We start from the raw sequence: 25,190 nt of genomic DNA, 5'->3' as shown, positions 1-25,190 counted from the left end.
TCGCCGGACGGTCGATCCCTGAACCTTGTTGCACCGCACCTGGAGTGCTTAGGGAATGATATTATCTGACAAATGGAAAAATCACGTAGGAGCCCAAGTAAAATTTCATTATATCTGACTCCTGAGAATTACCAAGTAATGATCCAAGAACGAATCTTTCGCGGCCGTTAAGTTGTTTTTCAACTCTAGTGCGTCACTATGGGGTCCGTAGATCCCAAAAAATGTCCCATCCTTTGCAGGGCAACAAGGAGGCGTACTATGGCAAGAATTTTTGAAATTCTTACGGGCAGTCTGACTGCCGGATCTGTTCTCGTAATTCTTTGTATGCCAGCGACTGCAGCTGGAATTAATGTCGGAGGCGTCGGCGGGGTATCCGTCGGCAGCGGAGGCGCCAGCGCTAATGTGGGCGGCAACAGCGGCGCTACGGCTAGCGTATCCCTAGGCGGTTCTGGGGCAAATGCCGGAGCCTCCGTCGGCGGCACTGGCGGAGCGACTGCTTCCATCGGCACCGGCGGCGCCAATGTCGGTGCCGTCACCGGGGTCGGTACCGACGTAAATGTCGGCGTTGGAACCAATCCAGCCGCCAACCCCAGCAACCCGACCGCTTCGAGCAACCCGAATCTGGCTAGCGTTGTCGGCGATATGTCGAACGCCCAGGTCACTCGGATGAAGAAGCGCTGCGTCGAAGTGCTTAGCAACGAAGACACCTATGATCGTGACCTGCGCCGGCTCTGCCTGCTGATCTCGCGCCGCTAACCAGCGACCCCTTTCCGACCTGTCGGGGCTGTCGACATGACACTCTCCAGTTCCGACAGTGGAAGCCCGCCCGCCGAAAGGTTGGGCGGGCTTTTACAGTCAGCGTCCTTCCATCCGCAGCAGGCAGGATGTTTAGGCACTTTCGCGTATGTAAACGTTGACAGTTAAGGCGCTTTCGCCTCGTAGGCAAGTTGTGTAATGCCTTGTTATTAAACAAAAAATGTGAGAACGCCTAGTTGCTTAGGCGAAAAGCGCCTTACCGAGCGAATATCAAAAATAAAGATTGTAGCGATCTTGCAACCGCCCGAGGCTGCTTTACGCGTTCAGAGCAAGTCTAAGGCCGATAAGTCATCGTTTTGCTTATGATTCTTCACGTCACGGCGGCGGTAGGTGTAGCCGGGAATGTCCTGCAAATGGAACGTATTGCCGGGAGGCGAGTAGCGGTAGATAAATCCGAATTGGCCGGTGATCCCGTTGTTAAGTGATCTCGCCATACAGATACATATGGAAGGGAACCCGCCCCTATGTGAGTATCGGACAGGAAAAGCTCATTCAGCACGTTGTTTGTGATAGGGCCGCCGCGATCAAAAGCTGCAGGGCTAAGAGCATCGTCTGCCCCGAGCACCCGTTCAACGTCATTGATTTCTCCGGGATGGTAATGCGGAGTTGGCGGCAAGTTGCAAAGCCGGAGGCTCGCCCGAATCTCGTTTATGATGGCAGGAGTGCGTCCGAAATTCTTGATCGAGTATGCCGCTTCCGGAATTGGTCTTTTGTTGTCGGGCTTGTCAGCCCAATCGTGCGTCACCCACACCAACGGTTTGGTGGCGGTGACGAACAAATACGGGCGCTCGATATCGAGCAAAGCCTTTTCGGCAATGTCGGCGCTGCGCTGGGTGTGCCTAGCAGCCTCTTTGGCGTAGTAAGCAGCGGCCATAGCAGCGGCGAGCGTGAAAGCACCCACGATAGCGCCAATGGTGGTCCAGTTCGCCGACTGTTGGGCAGCGTCGGCAGCCTTCCACTGGGCACACAGATCGGAACTGCGATCATCGTGACCTGCTTGGCATGGGTTAGTGTAACTTGGGGGTTCATTTGCCTGTTGGACTGGCGGAGGACTCGCCGCAACAGGGTTGCCTATGGTCTCTTGATGCTGTTCGGAATGTTGGGGCTGAGTGCTCTTGCGCTCGTCTGGCGGTAAAGCCGCCCCGAGTAAAACTACTCCGAAAGCCGCAATGAGGATGCCCCGATAGCGTCTAAGCATTGCAGTAAGAACGCAGCGCTAAAGCCCCCCCGGCTTATTTTGTTGTTCAAATTACGCTCGGTTTCGTGAATGTCCATAGTCGCCAATTTTTCGGCGAGTTGGGCATAGGTAACGCCCTTCCGCTTCAACTCTGACTTCAAAAGGTTCTTGGCTTTCGTCTCGTATTCGACGGTCTGCGGGTCGTCCTTGCCTGCCATAGCCTCGCCTCAAAAAATATCATCACAGTCGGTGGTACAGGCCCCTGTATTTGGCGATACAAGCCCCGCATATAACCGGATATGATGACAATGGCCCAACACTTCCTCCTTTCCGCCGAAAGCCGCTCCCTTTCTCTGAAAGAGATTTACAAGGGTGGCGAGGAAAAGGCTTACGACGCGTTCAAGCGCCTTCGCTGGGCTTCGACTCAAGGCGAGCCTGTTTGCCGGAAATGCGGGTGCCTGGATCATTACGACATTCCGACCCGTCGCAAGTTCAAGTGCGCCGCTTGCGGGGGCGCAGTTCTCGGTTACGAGCGGCACGATCTTCGCCTTGGCGCAAGCTGTCGTTTGTCGATCTGCTCGCCGCGATCTGCCTGTTTGTTAACGGCGCGAAGGGCATGTCGGCGGTCCAGTTCTCTCGCGATCTGGACGTGCAGTACAAGACCGCCTTTGTGCTGGCTCACAAGCTGCGCGAAGCCTGTCGGCTGAAACCAAGAACGAAACCCTTGAAGGCGAGGTCGAGATTGACGGCGCTTACTTTAGTGGCGTGGTGCGCGCCGGGGGCGCGCGCTTCTGCTACTGCGCGAACGCCTCTGGAGTCGATTTTTAGCAGCTCATTGGCGTGATCTTCAGTTCCTTCGCCACAAAACCCGGCGGAGAAGAGTATGCTGCCTCGCCTATTCATTGGCCCAAGTCCGCTTGCCACGGCAGCTATCGTTGTCATTTTTACATCAGACGATCGTCGCGTGAGCAGTGGACCGCAAAGTTGCGAAGACGCAGTTGCCCTTTGCTTCTACTGTGCATAGAAGCCATTTGTGCGGGCAGAGGTACAAAAATGGGTGCGGTGCTGTGGGAATAAAATTCGAAAAGCTAAATAAACTGCGGGAGTCTCTACTAGAGGCAAATCACGATTTCCGCGCCAGCACCCAATTGTTCAATAGCTTGGATGTCGCGAAAATTGGTCGCGAAATGGATCTTGAAGGTCGTGGAACGCAGCGAGGCGAGGCTAACCAGCCCCCGAAAACGGCCAAGAATTTCGACGATATAGAGCACACAGTTATCGAGAGGGTCGAGGACGAAAAGAAGGCCGCACATCACACACTCGAAGACAGCCTACAGCTACTCTCCGGCCGATTGGCTGGCCTCGACTTTGAAGAGCAGTTTGGTCTGATCCGTCAGGCGAACGCCGCCAGTGTTTCCGATTTCAAGGCCTCGATCGCGGTGGGCCTGGACGAACTTCACGGATTGCGCAAATCGCTCAACGATGCGGAGAAAGAACACGACTGGTTCAAACAGAAGCACGGGCTTGTCCGGGCTGTGAGGGTTCAACACGGAGCGGCCCATGTTTTCCGAGTGTCCCTGCTAATCTTCCTGTTCCTCATTGAAACGGCGATGAACGGAAATTTCCTCGCAAAGGGAAATGAACAGGGATTCTTTGGCGGGCTCCTCGAAGCCGCCGCTTTCTCGTTTTTGAACATCGGCGCCGCTCTGCTGTTCGCAATATTCTGTGCACGCCTGGTGACTCACAGATCGCTTTTTGTGAAGTTGATTGGCGCGCTGTCGATAGTGGCCTATATCGGCTTGGCATTGACCATAAACCTAGCGCTTGCGCATTACCGCGAGGTTAGCGGGTCCTTTGTGGACGGAGCCGGCGTCGAGGTCGTGCGCAGCGTGCTCGCCAATCCGGCTGGCCTTATGGACGTGAAATCCTGGCTTCTGTTCGGCATTGGTCTCATGTTTTCGATCTTTGCGTTTATCGACGGCTGGTTCGTTCTCGACCCATACCCGGGCTATGCGGGTGTCGAAAACAGATTGGTGGCTCGCCGGGAAGACTACATCGAGCGCAAGAGCGAGCTCATCGAGGCTCTGCAAGAGGTGCGCGATGAGCACAACGAGAAGGTGGAGGACATCGTCAAGCGGCTGGGGAGCAGACGCAGGGAGCATCGAGCGATCATCGACCATCGGTCGAGGCTGCTGACGCTCTTTGCGCAGCATCAAGACCAGCTGGAGCGAGCCTGCAACCAGCTTCTCTCAAAGTACAGGGAGGCCAATGTCCAGGCCCGCACAGAGCCAGCGCCAAAACATTTTGCCACACCCTACAAACTTGAGCGCATAAAACCCCTGATATCGTCCGACGATGAATGGAGCGAGAAGGACCTGGGCGCCTCAATTCGTGACGCGCAGGAAGAACTCAACGCTCAGGTGCGGCTCATCGGGCTGGAATGCGAGCGCGGGATCGAACAGTACCGAGATCTCGACAAGCTTCATCCGGATAGCGTGAATGGCTAGGCGGGGTCGCAGAAGAAAGAAAGGCAGTGGCGGCACAATTGTCGCAGCAGCCGGATTGGCCGTGCTGTCGGCTGTGATGCTGGCCGGTTTTGTTTGGATGTGGTCGAGATCCGGGAAGGACCAAATCGACATCAGCACGAATTGCCCACTGAACGGACCTGTGAGCCTGACAGCGGTCTTGATCGACGCCACCGACCCGATTTCGCCGATAACCATGGCGGATCTGAAGAATGAATTCCGCAAGACCATTGGGCGCGTCGAGCCTGGCGGCTATCTCAAGATATTGACGCTGGGCGCGAGGCCCGGCGACCTGACTGTGATGTTTGATGGATGCAATCCGGGCGACGGCTCGACGGTCGACAGCTGGACGAACAATCCGTCTCGGCGGCAGAAGAAATGGGAAGATGCGTTCGAGGACCCTTTGACGAACCTTCCCGACCAGATTCCCAATGGAGAATCCGCGAGCCAATCTCCGATCATGGCCGGAATTCAGAAAATCAAACTGTCGCTATTCGATAGCAGTTTGGCGAAAGAGAAGACCGCTAAGCGAATAATAGTCGCGTCAGATATGATCGAACATACGGCGCTGTACTCACAATATCGTTCGGGTCTCGATTATCAGAAGTACCTTGATAGCGCGGCTGACAGGACTTACGGGACATCGCTCGATGGCGTCGGGTTTACGATACTCTACGTCGATAGGGCGAAGAAGCCATTTGGCTCTTTCGAACATGCAGAGTTCTGGACCCGGTGGGTTCAAAGCCATCATGGTGATTTTGAGAAGCTGGTAGGGTTGGAGGGGTTAAACTAATGGCCAAGAAGCGAGGGGAGTCGTTCTTAGGACATCCGAGCCTGCCCCTTTTCGTCTTTGCGACGCTAACCCTGGGTGGCTGCGTGTTCATCGCAATAGCCAAGCTGTCGGGCGTAGACCCTATAATGGCGGCGAGCGCACCGGTGTGCCTGATGCTCATCTATCTTGCCGCGTCCGTCTTCACCGGCAAGCTACGGCTCCACGATGAGCAAACAGGCGACAATCTCTACTACATGGGTTTCCTGTTTACGTTGACGAGTCTCGGCGTATCGCTGTTTCAGTTTGGTTCCGAAGGATCCACCGACACAATCGTGAGGAACTTTGGTATCGCGGTGACGTCGACGATCACGGGCATTGCTTTGCGGATCTTTTACAATCAGATGCGCCGCGATCCTGCCGACATCGAACGGACGGTCAGGCACGAACTCGCGGATATGACGCGGCGTGTAAGAGCCGAGATGGAAAGTGTAACCAGGGAATTCGCTGACTTTCGCCGCGTAAGCAATCAGATGTTGGAGGAGGGTTTTGCCGAAATCGCCGTTCAAGCGGAGCGGAACGGAGAGCACATAAGATCGGCCCTGGATAAAATCGCGATGGAATCGATCAGACCAGTTCAAGAGGCCTCGGGAAAGCTCAGCAATGCTTTGAGCCACAATTTTGGGCAGATCGAAAGTCAGTTCTCGTCGATCGCACAGCGCGTCGAGGCGGCAGCCGATCTGCTCGACAAAGCCAACAGCTCAATGTCCTCTTCAGTTGGCAGACTGGGTGAACAGGCCGAAAGCGTAGCCACCAAGTTGGAGAAGGTTGTCGTCCCTGATGAGGTCCTTAAGAACGATCTGGCGCCGATGGTGAAACTTCTTGGCAGCGCGGTCGCTCAGTATGCTGTCAAAACAGAGACGGCTTCGCAGGAACAGCAAGCCCGCATGGCGGGCATCGTTGATGCTGTGGCTAAAGTGGCCGCAGGTGTGGAAAAGGCTGTGGCAGCCGCAGAGCAAACAGCGGAGAGCGTCCAAGCGCAACAACGCTTGACCCAGGCGCTTGCCGCAGTGGTGCAAAAGCAAAGCAAGGACACCGGAGACCTTGTCGCAACCTTGGCAGGAAGAACCCTTCACGCGCCGAGGCCTGTTCCCCCTCTCAACGCTCCTATCGCGATTGAACAGCCACTGGCAGATCTGGCCGCAAATGACACCGTCGAGAGCGCACCAATTCGGGTCGAGCCTCAGCCCCAACCAGACGCTTTCCAAACTCTGGGAAGCGAGCCTCCCGCCGAACGGACGGAACCGCCTAAGCGAACCAGTTGGTGGGGCAGGTGAGTGACGCTGGCGGGACTTCGGTCGTCTTCGAGCGCAAGGGTTATGGCCGCGGTTTGATACTGGGCCTGACCATGGCCGAGACGATGCTGCTTTTGGTGTTCTGCCTGTTGCTAGCAGCCGGTGCTATCATCACGAAAAAGCAGAAAGAGACCGATGAGGCACTGCGAGCCACTCAATCAAACAAGGAAAACGTGCAGAGGCTCGAAGCCGAGAACAAGCGGCTTGTGGCTCAGATAAAAGCGGTGTTTCAGCCCACGAGGGGAGGAACCGTTCCCGACGAACAATGGCGCGAGCTGGTCCTGGCCAAGGATGCTGTTAAGTCGGTCAAGGAAGCAGGTATTTCTCTGGAGGAGGTCGTGCGAAATGCCCCTGTCGCGAAAGTCCTTGCGGACAACGACATAAGCGTTGATCAGACCAAGGCCATGATAGATGCGGCGAAGGTCTTGAGAGAATTTGGTTACGCCGGCACCGACAAAGGGCTGCAGGATCTGGCTGATGTGCTCAAGGAGGCTGCAGAGCCGACGCAAGCAGCAAAACCTCACGATTGGCCGCCGATCATCAGTCTCAGCGAACTGGATGGCTATAATTTCGATACCGGAAGCGCAGAGCTTTCGAATGCCTTCAAAACAAAGTTGCGCGATCTTGCGAAGACCATCGCCGGGACTGCGACCTCGTACGGTGTCGACGTCATTGAGGTAATTGGACACACGGACGAACAGGCAATGGCGGGCGAATCCTCCAACATGGACAAGGGGCTCCAACCGGTCCTGTCAGGGAAAGTGGAAATCGGCTCACTCCATCCCGCCGACAATGCCGGTCTTGGGCTGGCCCGCGCGATCTCAGTTACAAGTGTGCTCAGTGACATGCCCGCATTAAAGGGGTTTACGATTTTGCCGATGTCTGGTGGTCAGCTCATCCTGCCCGGCGATCATCTCACCGACGGAGCGCAGATGGGCGATGTACGGGCTCGAAGGCGAATCGAGATTAGGGTGAGGCAGCGATCAAAATTGGCGCGGGTTGGTGGCGCCAAGCCATGAATGGGGACGAGAGACTGGCGCCTTAGCCGGTACGGCAGTTGAGTTGGGGGGGTGGGCTATGGGGTTTTACGTTCGAAAATCGATCAGTGCGGGACCATTCCGCTTTAACTTTTCGGCCGGTGGGGTTGGCGCTTCCGTTGGCGTGAAGGGCCTCCGCATCGGCACTGGGCCAAGAAGTCACTACATCCACGCCGGCGTGGGTGGGCTCTACTATCGTGGCACTTTAGGCAAGGCCAGCGCGAAGAAGGTAGTTCAGCTCTCTCAAACCCCATCTGCGCCGCAACCCCGTCCACAATTCTCGCCCCCGGAATACGTCTCTGACGGCGTCGTGATGAGAGAAATCGAGTCCCGCGATGTGGTGGAAATGCGTGACGAGACATTCGCCAATGTGCTCGATGAAATCAATGCCACGCAATCGCAGACGCGGCTGTCCGTAGCACTCGCGGTTTTGTTCGGGATTGCAGGTTTCCTTGTGGGGACCAAGCTCGGAGGAGCCGCACTGGTGCTGGGCATAGGTGCCTTTGTGCCGGGTATGCTCATTGGCAAATGGTTTGACAGTTACCGCCGGGTGAGCGTGCTCTATTACGATCTGGAAAAAGACGCGGAGGCCGCCTACGGGCGACTTGTCGGCGCGTTCGAAACTCTCACCGGCTGCGCAGGGAGATGGCATGTCGCTGCCGACGGCAAGATAGAGGATCTGACTGCTTGGAAGCGAAATGCCGGGGCCAGCATGCTGGTCGACAAAAAGCCTACGACACTTACAAGCTCCTTGCCGAAGGTTGTACGCAGCAACGTTACTCCGCCTTCAATCCATGTGGGTCGGCAGGTGCTCTTCTTCATGCCTGACCTCGTGCTGGTGAAGGACGGAAACCGATACGGCGCAGTCGGATATGCCGATCTGCAGACCCAATTCGCCCCGAGTAATTTTATCGAGACCGGCAAAGTTCCATCTGATGCGGAGATCGTGAGCTACACCTGGGCTTACCCAAACAAAAACGGCGGGCCTGACAAGCGCTTCAAAGACAATCGGCAGATCCCTGTATGCCGCTACGAAGCGTTGCGGTTTTCTAGCCCGTCCGGACTTAACGAGCTGGTGGAATTTTCCAAGACAAACGTCAGCCAGCCCTTTTGCCAGGCTCTATCGGCACTCGCGCAATTGCATCGAAGCTCCGACCGCCAATTCATAACGCGAAATCCGCACACTAGGGAGTGATGGTTGGGGATGGGCTCAAAGCGTGAGCCCAGGTCAGCAAACGCGTTCGCACGGAATCCCGTCGCTATCTCGATCCAACTTGCTCCCCCATGAGCAGTTGGCGAGATACCAACGTGCTTCTTCGCAAGAAGAAATCTGCGTGCACAAGCGGCGAGGTTGGCATGAGTAGCTCTGTGCTACTTGGCGACGGCTGACAAGCCCAAAGGGGCTTTTGGTTGGGCTCGCAGATTCGGCATGTTGTTCGCGCCAATCCCAAGGGTTGTCAAACGTCCCAATCCAGATTCCAACCTTTGCGGTTTCAGCATTAGTTTGCTGTTGCGCATAGGCGCCGTGGCTATAGCGGGGCCAGTCCAAGGCTTGGCCATGTTCGACCATCCAGGACGCGACGCTGACACCGTCCGCGCGCCGACAATCGCCGACGAAGCGACGGTACCGATCCCATGAAACAAATGTGCATTGGACAGGCTGCGAAGCCGCAAGGAAATTCGCCAATGCTTCGGCCGCCCGGCGCCCGCAGGGGTATTGATGTGCGCTAGCGTCATTGCAGTATTGGCGGCTTTCGGGTGCATCGATGCCGTTGAAGCGGACGCGCTGCCCGTGGATCTCTATCGTGTCTCCATCAATCACCGATGCTATGCCTACAATCGGCCCCCGTCTCGACCCGGCCGAGTTTGCTATATCGAGACCACGTAACTGGTCACCCGAGCCTGTAAAATAGTGGGTCGCGTAAGCAGCCAAGGCCACCACGATCACCACGATCAGAGGCAAGCGCACATCTGGAGAGAAACGTCTGCGGACGATTGGTTCCGCGCCGCGCATTGGTCGCGCGCGGCGACGATGAGAATAGCGATTGTTATTCAATTTCCGATCCTTTGCGAAACGCAAACTGCATGATTTGTAACGTGCCTCTGCACCATTCATAGGCGCCTTTTTCGCTGGCGCTGGTTTGCCTTGTAGTTCGGCGCTTTGAACACCATGGTGCCTTCGCAGATCAGCCCGAAGTCACGACTTTGTAGTTACCTTTTCCGTAAACACGAGCATCTTTCCGCGCTGGAGCCTACAAGTTTTCTTGGAATGAAATTAGGAGGCAGATTCAAAAAGAAGTCGGCTTGTGCGCCAGTTGGTCGTGGCCGGCGAGGCGGATTAGAGCTGCCAACACCTCGTCCACACGTATGATGGCATTTTGTCCGAAAAGGAACCTCGAGATCAAGGTGGGGATGCGAAGTGTCCGGAACATTAAACAAACATCCGCAATTTTTCCACCAAGCCGCAGTGCTCACAATACTAAACGATTGAAGTGTTGGTGGTTGCCATTCGAGGTTGAAAAACCAGCATTTTATGTTGCGGACAGCCCTTGTCTAGGCTCTATGTGTCCAGCCTATCAGGGGGGTGTGAGTGTCGGAAGTTGAAAAATCGGTCTTCCAAAGCGATCTGCCTTTAAAGGAAAAGCTCGAGCGAGCCAGGATGGAATTGCTCGACCTTTCTGCTCGCAACCGACTTTTGAATGTGCCACGGTTTTCAAAGAGCGCGAAGACGATCGATATTGTCGACGAGAGGTCGTCTGAGATCTATCGATTGCTGGTGAGCGAAGGAAAGGCTTTTACCTTCCTGGCCGGCAAGCCGGATCGGCCGAAGGCAGGCCAGGTTGAAAGCAGCCCTCCAGACGAGGAAATCGACTATTCCCCCGTTGCTCTTGCTCAGCCTGAGGACGAAGGATTCGACGATAGAGGGGTATCTGCGCGACATTCTGACACCAAGCTTCAGACGAGGATGACCCCAACGGGGCTGCAGCGCCGGCTCCTTGATCTCTACCACGATGCCCGCACACTTGAGGAAGAGCAGGGCGTCAATATCCTTTTTCTGGCCCTTGGCATGCTGAAGTGGATTGACCCGAGCAACAAAGAAAACATCCGTCAGGCTCCTCTCATTTTGGTCCCGGTACGGCTGGAGCGAGGGGCCGCTGGAGAAAAGTTTCGGCTGCGAGCTCGTACGGAAGATCTTACCGCAAACCTCTCCTTGGAACTCTATCTCGACCGCATTCACAAGCTCGCCCTGCCGCGTTTTGAAGTAGGAGACGACTTCGACGTCTCGGCCTATCTCGATGCCGTTGCCGAAGCAGTGTCGACCAAAGAGGGTTGGCAGGTGCTTGCCGATGATATGGTGCTCGGCTTCTTCTCGTTCGCTAAGTTCTTGATGTACCGTGACCTGGATCCGGATCTCTGGCCGGATGGCGCAAAGATTATCGAACAACCGAAGATCCGCTCGCTTCTTTCAGATGGTTTCGAAACACGCGAACCGCTGATGTCGGACGACATTGCGATTGATCCGCATATCGCGCCTGCCGAAATGTTGCATATCGTCGACAGTGACAGTTCTCAGACGCTGGCGATCCATGATGCAAGAAAGGGTCGCGACCTCGTTATCCAAGGTCCTCCCGGGACAGGAAAATCGCAGACGATCGCAAACATTATCGGGTCGGCCGTTGCCGATGGAAAGACCGTGCTGTTCGTTGCGGAAAAAATGGCCGCACTTGAGGTCGTGAAGCGACGGCTTGACACTGCGGGGGTGGGGGACGCCTGCCTTGAGCTCCATAGCAACAAGGCAAACAAGCGCATGATGCTGGATGAGTTGCGGCGCACCTGGCAACTCGGATCGCCTCGCGGACAGCTTGCTTCTTCCCTTACTGAACGCCTGCTGGAGGCTAGGGATAAACTCAATGCACATGCTACAAGGATGCATGTTCCATTTGGAACGTCCGAACTCACTCCATACCAGGTTCTTGGCCAGCTAACCCGACTAAGGCAGAACGGGCAAAAGCCAGTTGATATTGAACTTGAGGATGCCACCGCTTGGACGAATGACGGTGTCTCGCAACGTCGCAAACTTCTCGATGACGTGTCTCAGCGGATCAACGAGATCGGCTTGCCGATCCACCACCCATGGCGGGGAGTTGGCCTGGATGTCGTTCTACCAACGACCATTGAGAGGCTCGTCCCACGCATTGCGTCGTCGCTGGATCAAGCAAAGGCTCTGCACGCCAAACTGGCCGATATTGCTGAGCGGATCGAGGCGAAGCCTCCGCAAATCCTCAGCGACAGCGGCGAGGTAGAAGATCGCGCTGAGCTTCTCGCGTCCGCACCTGGACTTCCTGCCGAGGCGCTAGTCTCGCCGGTTTGGGATGAGCGTCCAAAGGACATTGCATCGCTTCTCTGGACAGGAACAGATTTCAACCGCAAATCCGAGGAACTGTCGGAGCAGTTGGTGGCGACGGCTATCGACACGCCAATTGAAGGTCTCGAGACAGAGCTTGCTAAGCTTCCTTCAGACTTTCCGAAAGATGGTTTCGTTCGTGCGCGCCAGCTAACCGTGTTGCTCCCACGCTTAAGAGAAGAAGCTGAGCGGCTAAATCAAGAACTGGGGTCTACGGTTTTACCGGACACGCTTGCAGGACTCCTCAGGTTAGTGATGACCGGCGAGAGAGTTGCGGCAGCCCCCGATGCGAGCCCTGAGGCATTCGCAGCCACAGTTTGGGACTCCGGGCTGGAACAGGCTGGTGACCTTGCCGACAGCGTAGCAACGCTAGAGACTGCTAGAGCCGAGCTTCAGGGCAAAGTTGTTGATGCCGCGTGGAGTACCAACGTAGCCGCGGCGCGGCAAGCGCTCGCCGAGCACACGGGAATATTGAAAGCATTGAATGGCGACTACCGTCGTGCCACTGCACTTGTGCGGGCTATTTTGGTGGCCCCTAGCGCGCCTGCGGCGGAGATAGTGGGTCTCCTCGACATTTTAATGAAGGGCCAAGCGGCCGCAGCAAAAGTGCGCGAAGGCGACGCCTTTGGCCGTTCCGCCTTCGGAGCCGATTGGCGCGGTGAGAGATCGTCTTCGGCACCACTCCAGGCCTTAGTGGAGTGGATGCGCACGCTGAGGGGACTTGGCTCGGAACCGCGAATTATAGCCGGGCGGATGGCGGAGCGCTCTGAAGCGGGCGCGCGTGCGGTGCGAGTTCGTAAGGTGATCGACATCGGTCAGCCGATTATCGAGGGGTTTTGGAACGATTTAGGCCACCTTGCGTCATCCATGCAAGGTGACGTGGCTTCCGCCGAGCGGGCCTCGCTGCAACTGATGGAAGCGAAGGCAAGCACTGTAGCTCAAGCCGATGACGCGTCACGACAGGTGCTGACTGACGTTCCAGATCTGATCAGTGAGCGGGTGGAGATACTGCGCCGACTAGGCAGACTACAAGCGCTTGATCAAGAGATCGAGGACGGGGAAAGCCTTGGCAAGTTCGCATTCGGCTCGTCGTGGCTCGGTCGAGGATCCGATTGGGCCGCGCTCGCGCAAGCCGAACTTTGGCTGAGAGAAAATGGCTCAATCCGGCATTTGGCTGCGCGGTTGCCTGAAAGAAAAGAGATCGCAAACTTGGCGCGTTCAGCGCGTGAAGCGGCCCAAGCGGCAGCGCGGGAATTGAAGGCGCTTGCAGGGGATTTGAAAGCCGATGCTCCCTCCTTGTTTGGAGTAGACGATTTTCCAGACGTCGCGATAGTCGAGGTTGTTTCTCGACTGGAGGGGTGGCTCGATCATCAGGAACAGCTCTCGAAATGGGTTGCCTATGGAGAGCGATCCGAAACAGCCCGAAAGGCTGGACTGGGACAGTTGATAGACGGCCTGGCCGACGGCCAGATTACAACAGGATCGGCGCGATCAGTCTTCGATATGGCCTACTACGAACGCATGTTTCTAGCGATGGCGACCGATGAGCCGGAGCTGGCAAGGTTCGACGGGGAACTGCATTCCAGGGCTGTACGTGACTTCGCCGATCTGGACCGACAGAGGATCAAGTCCGGTGCCATCGAAGTTGTGACGGCTCATCACCGAAAAATTCCTTCAAGAGACGGCGGAGCTGGACCAGTCGGACTGCTTCGTTCTGAGATGGCGCGCAGACGGGGCCACATGCCTATCCGGCAGTTGATGCAGAAGGCAGGGCCTGCCATCCAGGCACTCAAGCCAGTGTTCATGATGAGCCCGCTTTCGGTGGCCCAATTCCTGTCGCCCGGCAGGATGTCCTTCGATCTTCTTGTGATGGACGAGGCGTCTCAGATACAGCCTGTGGACGCGCTTGGCTCGATCGCCAGGGCCAATCAGGTGGTCGTTGTTGGCGACGAACGCCAACTGCCACCCACGACATTCTTCGCGAAGGTGACAGGCTCGCAGTCTGAAGATGACGAGGGTGAGGGCGCGCAGGTCGCCGACATAGAAAGCATCCTCGGCCTGTTCACGGCCCGCGGCTTGCCGCAGCGTATGCTCCGCTGGCACTACCGTAGCCGTCACCAATCTCTGATCGCCGTATCGAACAGCCAGTTCTACGAGAACCGGCTTTTCATCGTGCCAAGCCCCTATACCCAAGAGGCAGGCATGGGGTTGCGGTTTAATCATGTGCCAGAGGGGGTCTTCGATTCCGGTGGCACAGGAACCAATCCGGTAGAGGCGAGAGCAGTAGCCGAAGCGATCATCCGTCATGCGAAGGTGAACCCGCGAGAGACTCTAGGCGTTGCAACATTTTCGGTTAGCCAACGCCGCGCGATCCAGGATGAACTCGAAGGGCTGCGGCGACTAAATCCCGATACGGAGGAGTTCTTTCACGCGCACCCCAGCGAGCCATTCTTCGTCAAGAACCTTGAAAATGTTCAAGGCGATGAGCGCGACGTGATCATGATCTCAGTGGGGTATGCCAAGAATGCGCAGGGGTACATGGCCATGCGTTTCGGCCCTCTTGGTGCGGAAGGCGGCGAGCGTCGGCTCAACGTCCTCATAAGCCGTGCCAAGCGCAGCTGCGAAGTATTCGCGTCCATCACAGACGAGGACATCGACCTGGAGCGTGGCAAAGGGAAAGGCATCTTCGCCTTCAAGCTCTTCTTGCACTACGCGAGAACAGGGCGAATTTCGCTTGCCCAGGCCACGGTTCGCGAAATGGATTCAATCTTTGAAGAGCAGGTAGCCAACGCGCTGATCGGAAAGGGTTACCAGGTTCATGCTCAGGTTGGCATTGCAGGCTTCTTCATCGATCTCGCGGTTGCTGATCCGGAGAGGCCAGGCCGCTATATTCTTGGCATCGAATGTGATGGCGCAGAATATCATTCATCGCGCTCGGCCCGAGATCGAGACCGGCTACGGCAGTCTGTTCTGGAAGACCATGGTTGGATAATCCATCGCATCTGGAACGCTGACTGGTTTCAGAGGCCACGCGAGCAGCTGGAGCGAACCATATTAGCGATTGAGGCTGCGAGAAAAGAGCTCGATGAGCGGGCCGAATTGGGGGTCCAGAGAAATCGTGCTGTAGCCGTGCAGGTTGTTACGGTCGACAGAGGCAACGTGACGGAAATCGGTCTCGAAAGCACAAAGGGATCCGAGATACCCAATCGAGCCTACGAAGAGGCCGAACTAAACCGACCGGGATCGTTCGAACTCCACGAGACGCCCAGCGGAATCATGGCCGGACTGGTCGAGCAGGTGGTGGCTATAGAAACACCAATCCATGTCGACGAAATAGTTTCGCGTATTCGGGGCGCGTGGGGTCTGCAGCGGGCCGGTGGCAGGATTCAGGATGCAATCGAGCGAGGGGTAGGCATAGCGCAGAGAGGTGGTGCAGTAGCCCGTCGAGGCAGCTTCTGCTTCAAGCCAGGTGCTCCTGTTCGTCTCAGGGATCGCAGCGGCGTCGTGTCCGCTGGATTGCGCAAGCCCGAAATGATTGCGCAGGACGAAGTCGCCCAAGGCGCCATGGAAGTCGTGAAATCCAACCTCGGTGCGACGGAGGAAGAAATCGCAATAACCGTTGCGAGAATGCTGGGCTTCAAAGCCACAAGTGCACAATTGCGGCAGTTGATTTCAGCTGGGGTCGCCGATTTGATTGCCAAGGGCTTGCTGCGGCCCCAAGACGGTTTGTTGGTGGCCGGCGAGTCCGCGAGCGAGGCATTAGCTGAAGTGTGACCGGGCATTGTAGAGCCCTCGTTGCAATCTCTGTTGAAGCTCGGAACACCTCTTTTGCTGGCGGAGGCCGAATGGCATTTCGATTCGTACACACGGCCGATATTCATCTCGACTCGCCGCTGCGTTCGCTCGCGATGCGTAATCCCGATCTTGCCGGGCTCGTGGGCGACGCCAGCCGCCAGGCATTCGTTTCGATAGTGGATCTCTGCCTAGAGGAACGCGTGGATGCGTTGGTAATAGCCGGCGACTTATACGATGGTGATCAAACCTCGATGAAGACGGCGCGGTTCCTGGCAGCGCAGATGACACGCCTGCACCAGGCCGGCATCAGGGTTTTCAAGATCCGCGGCAATCATGACGCCCTGTCGCGGATTTCCAAACAGCTGGTGTTTCCTGACACCGTGACCATTTTTGGCGGTCGTGCTCAGTCGGTATTGCAGACAGCCGGCGGTGTGGACGTCGTTTTCCATGGTTTGAGCTTTGCGAACCCTAAGGCGCCGGACAGCCTGCTGCCCAAATATCCGGCTGCTCGCGAAGGAGCCGTCAATATTGGCATCATGCATACCAGTCTGGCCGGATCGCCCGGTCACGACGTTTACGCGCCCTGCAGCATCGCTGACCTGCACGCCCACGGTTTCGACTATTGGGGGCTTGGCCACATTCATCTTCGCCAAGTCCATTCCGGCGCAAGCACGGTGGTGATGCCGGGAATACCGCAGGGGAGGGACATTAACGAGGCCAGTGAGAAATCAGTTTCCCTAGTAACGGTGCGCGACGACCGTTCGGTGGAGGTCGAGGAAAGGCTGACCAGCGTTGCGCAGTTCGAGCGGGTCAGCGTCGACCTTACCGGAGCAGTTGAGTGGCCGGAAGCCGTCGCGCGTGTTCGCTACGCACTCGAAGAGATGCGGGCCACCGTCCGCTCGCGTCATGCTGTGGCCCGCGTTGGCCTAACAGGAACATCACCACTGATGTGGGCGCTGATCCGCGACAAGGACCTCCTTCTTGCCGAAGCCGAACAGGCTGCGGAACAACTGGGCCATACGTGGGTGGAGAAGCTCGAGCTTGACCTCGCGCCACCTCGGGCGGAGACGGCCGAGGATACTGCTGATCCGATTTTCGAACTCGAGCAATCCATGCGCGCCGATGCCACCTCGGAGGCCTTCCGCGCCGAGGCGAGGGCGTTCGTCCAAAGGATGGTCGCCGACCTTCCGGCCGACGGACGGGATTTTGCTGGGAAGGACGAAGCCGGGCTGGAACGGTTCCTCGATCAGGTGCTTTCCAAGGGCGCAGACTTGGTGACTTCCCGCCTTAAGTCCGGTGGATCGTCATGAGGCTGCAGCGCCTTGACCTCATTCGCTATGGAAAGTTCACCGATGGTACGATCGACTTCGGACCCAAACCGGAATCCGGACCTGATCTGCATATCGTGTTTGGCCTGAATGAGGCCGGCAAATCGACAGCGCTTTCCGCCTATCTAGATTTGCTGTTCGGCATCGAGGAACGGAGCCGCTACAACTTCCTGCATGAGTACAGCGCCATGCGCATCGGTGGGGTGCTGGAACTGGCCGGCTCCGAGCACACGTTCACGCGTACGAAACAGCGTACTAATTCGCTATTGAACGCGACGGGCCAATCGGTGAGCGAGGTGGCGATCACGGCGCATCTCGCCGGACTGTCGCGTGACGCTTACACGACTATGTTTTCACTCGATGACGAGACGCTGGAAGCCGGCGGAAAATCGATCCTGGAGTCGCGGGGCGACCTCGGCAAGCTCCTCTTCACGGCCAGCGCCGGTCTTGGGAACGCAAGCGATACGTTGAACGGCCTCGAGGCCGAAGCAGACGCGCTGTATCGGAAGCAGGCGCATGGCACCGAACTGGCGCTGCTGAAGAAGCGCCTTGTTGACGTGAAGTCGCGCAGGGATGCGATCGACACACTTGCATCGACCTATGAGGGGCTGGAGGCCGAACGTCTCGATGCATCGCAGCAGTACGGCCGAACCATCAGTGATCGGGCGGTGCTGGTGGCCAGGCTGGATACCATTGCTCGTTACGTACGTGCTGCGCCGATGCTGGCGGATATGCGCCGCAAGATTGCCCGGCTGGATCAGCTGCCGGACATCACCTCCCCAGCCCGGACATGGACGGGAAGTGTCACCGAACTGATCGATGACGATGCCAGCCTCAGAACGCGACTGTCCGCAAACATCGATGAGGTCGAGCGGCTGTCGGCAAAAATCACTGCGGTCGACGAGGACGAACGGATCCTGTCGATTTCCGAACGCATTCGCAGCCTGGCGGAGGGCAAGGTGCGCCATACCGCGGCTGGCTTTGACTTGCCCACTCGCAGGATGGGGCTGCAAATCCTCAACAACACCGTGGCAAGCTGCCTTGCCGCGTTGGGCCGGTCTTCCGAGCCGGATCCTGCCGCACTGCTTCTGCCTGCCGTCACAGTTGGCGTCGTTCGCGCTATGGTCGAGCAGAGGTCCGGTATTGCTACGGGCGCGCGCGCCGCCCGCGACGAGGCGGCGGCAGCACTCGATGCACTGCAGGTGGCAAGGCAGCGGGTCGGCGAGGAAAGGGCGGTGCCCGAACCCGCCAGGGCAAGGCTGGGCTCGGCTTTGTCGAAAGCGCGAGCAAGCGGACACAAGGCAGAGATCAAGACGGCTCGCGAGGCGGGAGATGCGGGAACAATCCGATGGAAGGCATCGCTGGCTCGCTTGCGTCCATGGAACGGAGATGCCCTCGCTCTCGCCAACGTTGCGGTTCCGAGCGCCGGGCAGATTGCCGCCTGGAAGACAGTAGCGTCAGTACTGGCAAGGAACACCGCGGTACTTGCCGAACGCCTCGCCGAATACGAGGGCAACCATGCAATGCTCGCCGCACGATTGGATGCCCTTCGAGCCTCGGTCGACGTTGTCGACGATGAAGCGGCTGCCGCCATCCGCCGTCTCCGCGATGATGCGTGGGCAACGCACCGCGCAGTGTTGACTGGTGACACCGCTGACGATTTCGCCGTGGCACTGACGCGCGATGACGTTGCCAGCGCAGGCCGGCTGGCCGGCGCGGCGGATCTGGCCGAGATCCGGGCAATGACGCGTGCCCTGGCCGAGGCCACGGCCAACCTGTCACGAAACGGCATCCAAAGCCAACAGCTCGTCAAGGATGCGGATACCCAATTGTTGGAAATCCGTGTGGCCGCCAGCGAGCTCCTCGGAGAAGCCCTGGAACCTTCGTCTGAGCGCCTGATCGAAAGGATCGAGGATCAGATCGAGGCGCGCAGCGATGCGCTCGCTTCCTGGGAGCAGATCGAACTTGCTCGCTTGAAAGCCGAGCGAGCCGCTGACGCCGGCGAGCAGATACACTTGGAAATGAGAGCGGCGCTGGAAAGCGTCGGCATAGTATCAGAGCCCGGCGACACCCTCGAAGCAATCATGGCCATCGCGGAGCTGTTTCTGGACCGGCAGCGCAAGGTGGACGCCGAGTATGCCGAGGCGCTCAGAATGGTGAGTTCCAAAGAAGAGGATCTAGCTGCCCGACGGGTTGCGGTAGGGGTGGCGGAGCGTCGCGAGGAGGAATGGCTGGCCGGCATTACCGAAGCGCTCAAGGGAACGTGGCTCGAAAGCGGTCTGTCCGCGTCAGGCGTTGGCGCTGTGCTCGATCAATTGGCCGAACTGTCAAGAAGCCTGCAGGAACGGGAGGATCTGCAGCTGCGTATTGACAAGATGGAGGCCGACAGGGCCAATTTTCTGGTCGAGGTCATCGCCGTTGCGGTCGAAGCCGACGAGCCGACGAAGGATGGCGAGCCGGAGCAGTTGGCCACCCGCCTTGCCGAGCGCCTGGAGCGTGCCGAGCGGACACGTGAAACGAAGGCAAGCCTCGGCAACGAGCTGAAGCGCCTCAAGGAGGCGCGCGAAATCCTCGACACCGAGATTTCGGCACACGAACGCCGCAAGAATGAAGTGCTGGGCGTCTTTGGCGTCGCCACTCTGTCCGAGGTAGTCGAACGCGACGAGCTGCTGCGTGAGCGCGACGGCTTGCGCACTACCGTCGCCGAACTTGAGGAACGGGTAGTGGCGGAACTCGCAGTCGATGGATTCGACCAGGCACGCTCGATCCTGGAAGCGATCGATTTCGACAGCCTCGCGGTCGAGAAGGCTGAGGGCGAGCAGCGGCTTCGCCAGTTCGATGAAATCATCCAGCAACAGCTGATCCGACAGACCCGCGCGGCAGACAAGTTAGACGCCATCGGCGGTGACAGCGCGGTTGCCCGCCTGGATGCCGAACGGCGCACAACCCTGTTGGAAATCGAGGAGAAGGCCGTTCGCTACATTGAGCTGAAGCTTGGTATCATGTCGGCTGGAAATGCTTTGCGGATCTACCGTGAGAACCACCGTTCGGGGATGATGGCGCGTGCATCAGACGCATTCAAGCTAATGACCCGTGGGCAGTATTCAGGCCTTACAACCCAGCCCGTCAAAGGCGAGGAGGTTCTCATCGCGGTGCAGCGCGACGGGCAATCCAAGCTCGCTGAAGCGCTTTCGAAGGGCGCGCGCTTTCAGCTCTACCTAGCACTGAGGCTCGCCGGTTATTACGAGTTCGCCCAATTCCGGCCCTCGGTTCCCTTCATCGCCGACGACATCATGGAAACCTTTGACCATATTCGCTCGGAGGAAGTTTTTAGATTGTTTGGGGAGATGGCGAACACAGGTCAGGTCATCTATCTCACGCACCACAAGCACCTATGTGAAATCGCCAAGGCTGTTGTGCCACAATCTACCATTCACCAGCTGGATTAGGCTCGATTAGAATTCGCGTCAAAACGGATCAACTAACCAACTCGGCTGACATAGGAACCTTCGATCGAATCCATCATGACGTCCCATAGAGGCTGAGAAATGCCTATTTTGTTCTGCAATGTTGCGTGGATGAACGACTTCGCCGGGCGGAGCGCGGATGACCCGCCTCTCGGTGGCGGGGCATTTCGAGTAAGCAGGGTATTGCGCCGAAGAATGCAACTTTGTTGCAGCCAATGACGGTTACGTTTACGTCGCTTCGAGACGATTAAGGGCGAATTGGATCGGCAGGTGCGCCCACAATATGGGTTCAGTTCAAGGGGCGTAACCCGCCCAGCACTACAAGGATAAGATCAGGTCGCTAGGACGCTCGCCGAAAATGCATTCGTGCTGCCCCGGAGGGATAGGCACCGTGTCAAAGGGTGGAGTGGCCAGGCAAGCTGATGGTATGCGAACGATACGACAGATCGATCCGCCAGAGCATTCGTCAAGAGAGTAAAGGCATTATCGAAGGCGAGCCAGTCGCTCCCGTCGGGGCATCGCCCGCAAGCGGAGGATCGCGCCGCCGTGCATGCGATTGGACCTCTCGTCCCGCTGCGCTGCTGAGATCTCTCCTGTCAGGCGGTCTAGGTTCCGCGCTTCGGGCCGAGCAGGAAAACTATGAGGGCAGCGACGAACGTGGCAACAGCACTGTAGGCAATGGCGCTGGCGATCCCCGCATTCTCCACCAATAGCCCGCCGAAAATCGCGCCGGCTGCGATTGCCACTTGGAATGCAACGACCATCAGCACACCGGCGCTTTCGGCCTGCTCGGGAACGGCCCGCCGCACCATCCACGTCTGTAATCCCACCGGCACCGCGCCGAAGGCAAAGCCCCACGCGCCAACCGCAATCCCCGAGGCGAAGGCCGATGCTCCCGCCGTCAGTAGCGAAACAGCCGCTATCCCTATGAGCAGCGGTGCAAGGGCCGCGACTGCCTTGAGACTGTACTCGGCCAGAAGCCCGCCGGCCAAATTGCCGAAGAATCCGCCGATGCCAAAAGCAAGCAACACAAGCGAGATCGTCTCGACGTCAAGCGCGGGAATCTTTTCGAGGAAGGCGCGGATATAGGTGATTCCGGCGAAGTGGCCGGAAGCGACCAGCAGGATGACAAAAAGCGCAACCTTGACCATCGGAATTTTTGCCACATCCAGCAGGCTGCGGACGCTAGTCACTCCAATCGGAGGCAGTCTCGGAATGGTTATGAGCTGCACGAGCAGTGTAGCGACGCCGCCGGCTGCGGCGAGCATGAAGGCGCTTCGCCATCCCCAGATATCGCCGACATAAGCGCCGATTGGAGCTGCGCAGACGGTAGCTACGGAAACGCCGGTGAGGATGGTCGACATAGCGCGAGGCAGGAGGTGGCTTGGAACGAGCCGCATCGCCAGTGCTGCCGACATCGACCAGAAGCCTCCGAGCGCTATGCCGAGCACGACGCGTGCAGTCAGGAGAACCGCCAGCGACCACGCGCCGGCCGCCAGAACGTCCGACAGGATCAGCAGGACCGTCATGGTCCACATGACGGTCCTGCGGTCCAGGCGCTTTGTGATGATGGCCACCGTCGGCGCCGAGATCGCCCCGACGATAGCTGTCGCCGTCATCGCCTGCCCAGCCGCTCCCTCGCTGATACCGAGATCATGCGCGAGGGGCGTGAGCAGGCTGACAGGCAGAAACTCTGCCGTGACCAGCCCGAAGGTGCCCAAGGAAAGCGAAATGACGGCACCCCATGCCGGGCCAGACGGTGGGACTGGCTTTTCTGGGTCGTGCAGAACAGCGTTCATAACGCCTGCTGCGGATCGGGTCATGAACGAAGTCTCCACTTTGATGCAATGCAACGTGATGTTGGCTGCCTTGACCCAAATCTAAAAACACAAGCGCATTTCCCGGCGGCGTTGTACGGAGGAGGGGATGTTCATTGCTTCGCGATACTTTGTGACGGTGCGACGCGCAACATCAATGCCGGTTTCCTTCAGCCGGACAGCGATGTCCTCGTCGGAAAGCACGTCGCCGGGAGATTCTGCGGCAATGATCGCTTTGATCCGATGCCGGACAGCTTCGGCAGAGTGCGCATCGCCGCCTTGGCAGGACGCGATCGCGACGGTGAAAAAATACTTCAGTTCAAAAACTCCGCGCGGGGTAAGCATGTACTTGTTCGAGGTCACCCGGCTTACCGTCGACTCGTGCACGCCGATCGCGTCAGCGACGGTTCTAAGATTAAGAGGCCGCAGGTGGGCGACGCCATGTTCCAAAAAGGCATCCTGCTGACGCACGATTTCAGCCGCAACCTTAACAATCGTCTTGGCGCGCTGATCGAGGCTGCGGATTAGCCAGTTCGCGTTTTGCAAGCATTCTTCGAGAAATGCTTGATCTTTCGAATTCTGGGCAGTCTGACGCGTGACTTCGGCATAGTAGGTTTGGTTGATCAGCAGCTTCGGCAGCGTGGCGGGATCAAGTTCGATCTGCCACCCGCCTTGCGGCGAGGGCGTGACCCAGACGTCGGGTATGATTGATTCAGACGCACCGGATTCGAATCTGTTCCCAGGCTTTGGGTCGAGCGCACGAACCTCATGCATCATGTCGAGAAGGTCTTCTTCATCGACGCCGCAATGCTGCTTCAGCGCCTCAAAATCGCGTCGCGCAAGCATTTCAAGATGGGCAACCAAAGCTGCCATTGCCGGGTCGAGCCGGTTTCGCTGGCGCAACTGAATCTCGAGGCATTCTCTGAGACTTCGCGCAAAAACTCCCGGTGGATCAAATTGTTGCAAGGTTCCGAGAACCCGTTCCACAACAGCCTCATGGACATTTAGGCTCTCGGCCAGCTCCAAAAGGTTTGCCCGAAGATAGCCAGTGTCTTCCAGATCGGCGGCAAGCTGGCCAGCGATCAGCCGCTCCTGTGGTGTGAACGCAGTGAGGGCGATCTGACGAGCGACATGGTCGTGCAATGTTTCGGCGAGGGTAGCAAACTCGTCGAGGGAAGGGCCATTGCCCGGCGGGTTGTTGGTCGTGTTGCGAAGTGATTTCCATTGCCCGAGCCGTTCAGGCGACCCTGCCCCGGTCGGACCTTCAACGACGTTTGCCCCAAAGCCGACAGGCTGATCCGCTCCCGAAATCGAAGCATCGTCAAAAGGCCCGCCATCGTTTGACGCAGATTCCAAGAGCGGGTTCTTTTCGATTTCCCCCTCCACGAACTGATGCAGTTCGGTATGCGCCAGTTGCAGCAAGCGAATCGACTCAATGAGTTGAGGCGATGCGACGATGGATTGCTTCTGGCGCTGAAACAGGCTTGCTGAAGATTGCATGGTGAGTGCGATAATCCCGTCGAGGAGCCTCTTGGGGCCTGCAATGGCGCCAGTGAGACGTTTTCTAGGTCATGCGGCGGCTTTCAGCGTTTCGAGAACGTTTTGCGGGGATGAGACGCCATACGGGTCGGCCTCGCAGTTGTCCGAGAAACCTTCCTCCTCGAACCAGTGCTCCACCACGCCATTGTTGATCAGGGCGGCGTAGCGCCATGAGCGCATCCCGAATCCGAGATTGTCCTTGGCAACCAGCATGCCCATCTTGCGTGTGAACTCGCCTGAGCCATCGGGGATGAGCTGGACCTGCTTCAGGCCCAAGGACTTCCCCCACGCATTCATGACGAAGGCATCGTTGACTGAGAGGCAGTAAATCGCGTCAATTCCCTGCTTCGCAAACTCATCATAGAGCTCGTCGAACTTGGGCAATTGGTAGGTCGAGCAGGTCGGGGTGAAGGCGCCAGGCAGCGAGAACAGGATGACCCGCTTGCCGGCAAAGTAGTCGTCAGATGTTTTTTCTTGCCAGCGATATGGATTTGGCCCCTGGACTGACTTATCGTGAACACGCGTGAGAAAGGTGACGAAGGGAACTTTCTTTCGAACTGTCATCAAGTTGCTCCTGAAGAAGACTGCGCTGAATTCTGGCAGAGGCTGGCGCAATACCGGGCAAAGGCTCGTATCCCCGGCACGGAATGAGGGCCTCGCGGCTCGCAACCTCCTTTTTTTCCTCCCGACGTACGGGAACGTCCTGGCTGCTGGCCTTTGCCATCCGAACGCAATCGATCTGAGCGAGCTGGACACCGTCGAGCCGCTTGCTTTCCACGGCTATGGCGCCGGAAGCGGGATCGGTCACTAGCGATAGTGCGTTTGGAAAAAGGATAGCGGCCGGAAGGAGCCAATATCGCAAAGCATGTGGGGGCCTGAAATGTCACTTCACGCAACAGACCCGCGTCACTGGACTCCGCGTCACTGGACTGGTTCAGCATGTTGTCGATATGTGACAGTGACCCGCCGGCCTTGGCTTGGGTGACGACCCTTTGACAAGGCTTTTCGGCACTCACATGCTGAACAGAACCGGCAAACCGCATTTGCGCGCGCGGCCCGTGTTGGCGCGCCGGCATCGGACCATCCATGCGCAAAGCGGCCACCCAGAACGGACTTCCGGAGGAGACGATGCCCCGATGTTCAGCTGGAAGGGGCACCGT

General features: G+C 57.7%; 15 protein-coding genes and 1 pseudogene. 10 read left to right on the top strand and 6 right to left on the bottom strand.

Annotated features, from left to right (window positions below; genetic code table 11):
- Positions 1-258 precede the first annotated feature (258 nt).
- Entirely contained in the window at positions 259-756 is a 498-nt protein-coding gene (locus NKH22_RS27335) for a hypothetical protein (protein WP_352911790.1), read from the top strand.
- Between the two features lie 370 nt (positions 757-1,126).
- Here the strand turns inward: NKH22_RS27335 and NKH22_RS27330 are convergent, their stop codons facing one another.
- Together NKH22_RS27330 and NKH22_RS27325 are read right to left on the bottom strand one after the other, a co-directional pair.
- Entirely contained in the window at positions 1,127-1,717 is a 591-nt protein-coding gene (locus tag NKH22_RS27330) for a hypothetical protein (RefSeq protein ID WP_352911787.1), read from the bottom strand.
- A gap of 251 nt (positions 1,718-1,968) precedes the next feature.
- A complete protein-coding gene (locus tag NKH22_RS27325; RefSeq protein ID WP_352862355.1) occupies positions 1,969-2,211 on the bottom strand; it encodes a DUF6471 domain-containing protein in 243 nt (80 codons plus the stop codon).
- A 90-nt stretch (positions 2,212-2,301) separates the two neighbouring features.
- Between NKH22_RS27325 and NKH22_RS27320 the strand changes: the two are divergent.
- The 6 genes and pseudogenes from NKH22_RS27320 to NKH22_RS27295 all read left to right on the top strand — a co-directional run.
- Positions 2,302-2,767, top strand: a pseudogene (locus NKH22_RS27320) (transposase); the annotation flags it as partial.
- A 299-nt stretch (positions 2,768-3,066) separates the two neighbouring features.
- Positions 3,067-4,500, top strand: coding sequence for a hypothetical protein (locus tag NKH22_RS27315; protein WP_352911809.1), 1,434 nt, complete (start codon positions 3,067-3,069; stop codon positions 4,498-4,500).
- Positions 4,493-5,311 carry a hypothetical protein gene (locus NKH22_RS27310; RefSeq protein WP_023687338.1) on the top strand — a complete coding sequence of 273 codons (819 nt, stop codon included), beginning with the start codon at positions 4,493-4,495 and terminating at the stop codon, positions 5,309-5,311. Before NKH22_RS27315 ends, NKH22_RS27310 begins: the two co-directional genes overlap by 8 nt.
- Complete coding sequence (locus tag NKH22_RS27305; protein WP_352447976.1) at positions 5,311-6,624, top strand: hypothetical protein; 1,314 nt, start codon at positions 5,311-5,313, stop codon at positions 6,622-6,624. The genes NKH22_RS27310 and NKH22_RS27305 overlap by 1 nt, the downstream gene beginning before the upstream one ends.
- Positions 6,621-7,661, top strand: coding sequence for an OmpA family protein (locus tag NKH22_RS27300; RefSeq protein ID WP_352862353.1), 1,041 nt, complete (start codon positions 6,621-6,623; stop codon positions 7,659-7,661). Before NKH22_RS27305 ends, NKH22_RS27300 begins: the two co-directional genes overlap by 4 nt.
- Before the next feature lie 58 nt (positions 7,662-7,719).
- Positions 7,720-8,874, top strand: coding sequence for a DUF4236 domain-containing protein (locus tag NKH22_RS27295; RefSeq protein ID WP_352911784.1), 1,155 nt, complete (start codon positions 7,720-7,722; stop codon positions 8,872-8,874).
- A gap of 33 nt (positions 8,875-8,907) precedes the next feature.
- On the opposite strand, the gene NKH22_RS27290 is transcribed toward NKH22_RS27295, so the two are convergent.
- Positions 8,908-9,795, bottom strand: a complete 888-nt coding sequence (locus tag NKH22_RS27290; RefSeq protein WP_352911781.1) for a thermonuclease family protein — start codon at positions 9,793-9,795, stop codon at positions 8,908-8,910.
- Positions 9,796-10,269: 474 nt separating this feature from the next.
- On the opposite strand from NKH22_RS27290, the gene NKH22_RS27285 reads away from it, so the two are divergent.
- The 3 genes from NKH22_RS27285 (at position 10,270) to NKH22_RS27275 (ending at position 20,656) form a co-directional block, all read left to right on the top strand.
- Positions 10,270-15,858, top strand: a complete 5,589-nt coding sequence (locus NKH22_RS27285) for a DUF3320 domain-containing protein (protein ID WP_352911778.1) — start codon at positions 10,270-10,272, stop codon at positions 15,856-15,858.
- 71 nt (positions 15,859-15,929) lie between these two features.
- On the top strand, positions 15,930-17,189 hold the full coding sequence (locus NKH22_RS27280; protein ID WP_352911775.1) for a metallophosphoesterase family protein: 1,260 nt from the start codon (positions 15,930-15,932) through the stop codon (positions 17,187-17,189).
- Positions 17,186-20,656, top strand: coding sequence for an ATP-binding protein (locus tag NKH22_RS27275; protein WP_352911774.1), 3,471 nt, complete (start codon positions 17,186-17,188; stop codon positions 20,654-20,656). The genes NKH22_RS27280 and NKH22_RS27275 overlap by 4 nt, the downstream gene beginning before the upstream one ends.
- A gap of 623 nt (positions 20,657-21,279) precedes the next feature.
- Here NKH22_RS27275 and NKH22_RS27270 read toward each other — a convergent pair.
- The 3 genes from NKH22_RS27270 to NKH22_RS27260 all read right to left on the bottom strand — a co-directional run bounded on the left by NKH22_RS27270 (position 21,280) and on the right by NKH22_RS27260 (position 24,594).
- Positions 21,280-22,497 (bottom strand): MFS transporter, encoded by a 1,218-nt coding sequence (locus NKH22_RS27270; RefSeq protein ID WP_352535966.1) that lies wholly within the window; start codon positions 22,495-22,497, stop codon positions 21,280-21,282.
- Between the two features lie 57 nt (positions 22,498-22,554).
- A complete protein-coding gene (rpoN, locus tag NKH22_RS27265; RefSeq protein WP_352911772.1) occupies positions 22,555-23,991 on the bottom strand; it encodes an RNA polymerase factor sigma-54 in 1,437 nt (478 codons plus the stop codon).
- A gap of 69 nt (positions 23,992-24,060) precedes the next feature.
- Complete coding sequence (locus tag NKH22_RS27260) at positions 24,061-24,594, bottom strand: peroxiredoxin (RefSeq protein WP_352911770.1); 534 nt, start codon at positions 24,592-24,594, stop codon at positions 24,061-24,063.
- Positions 24,595-25,190 lie beyond the last annotated feature (596 nt).

This window comes from Mesorhizobium sp. M1252, from assembly GCF_040318265.1.
GTDB lineage: Bacteria > Pseudomonadota > Alphaproteobacteria > Rhizobiales > Rhizobiaceae > Mesorhizobium.
Note: the sequence above shows the minus strand (reverse complement) of the source record. Positions and strands in the feature narration are given on the sequence as shown.

What these genes read in the sequence shown, in the direction of transcription:
- NKH22_RS27335 (WP_352911790.1), top strand. Translation starts at nt 259, where the DNA reads ATGGCAAGAATTTTTGAAATTCTTACGGGCAGTCTGACTGCCGGATCT.
- NKH22_RS27325 (WP_352862355.1), bottom strand. Translation starts at nt 2,211, where the DNA reads ATGGCAGGCAAGGACGACCCGCAGACCGTCGAATACGAGACGAAAGCC.
- NKH22_RS27310 (WP_023687338.1), top strand. Translation starts at nt 4,493, where the DNA reads ATGGCTAGGCGGGGTCGCAGAAGAAAGAAAGGCAGTGGCGGCACAATT.
- NKH22_RS27305 (WP_352447976.1), top strand. Translation starts at nt 5,311, where the DNA reads ATGGCCAAGAAGCGAGGGGAGTCGTTCTTAGGACATCCGAGCCTGCCC.
- NKH22_RS27295 (WP_352911784.1), top strand. Translation starts at nt 7,720, where the DNA reads ATGGGGTTTTACGTTCGAAAATCGATCAGTGCGGGACCATTCCGCTTT.
- NKH22_RS27290 (WP_352911781.1), bottom strand. Translation starts at nt 9,795, where the DNA reads ATGAATGGTGCAGAGGCACGTTACAAATCATGCAGTTTGCGTTTCGCA.
- NKH22_RS27280 (WP_352911775.1), top strand. Translation starts at nt 15,930, where the DNA reads ATGGCATTTCGATTCGTACACACGGCCGATATTCATCTCGACTCGCCG.
- NKH22_RS27275 (WP_352911774.1), top strand. Translation starts at nt 17,186, where the DNA reads ATGAGGCTGCAGCGCCTTGACCTCATTCGCTATGGAAAGTTCACCGAT.
- NKH22_RS27270 (WP_352535966.1), bottom strand. Translation starts at nt 22,497, where the DNA reads ATGACCCGATCCGCAGCAGGCGTTATGAACGCTGTTCTGCACGACCCA.
- rpoN (WP_352911772.1), bottom strand. Translation starts at nt 23,991, where the DNA reads ATGCAATCTTCAGCAAGCCTGTTTCAGCGCCAGAAGCAATCCATCGTC.
- NKH22_RS27260 (WP_352911770.1), bottom strand. Translation starts at nt 24,594, where the DNA reads ATGACAGTTCGAAAGAAAGTTCCCTTCGTCACCTTTCTCACGCGTGTT.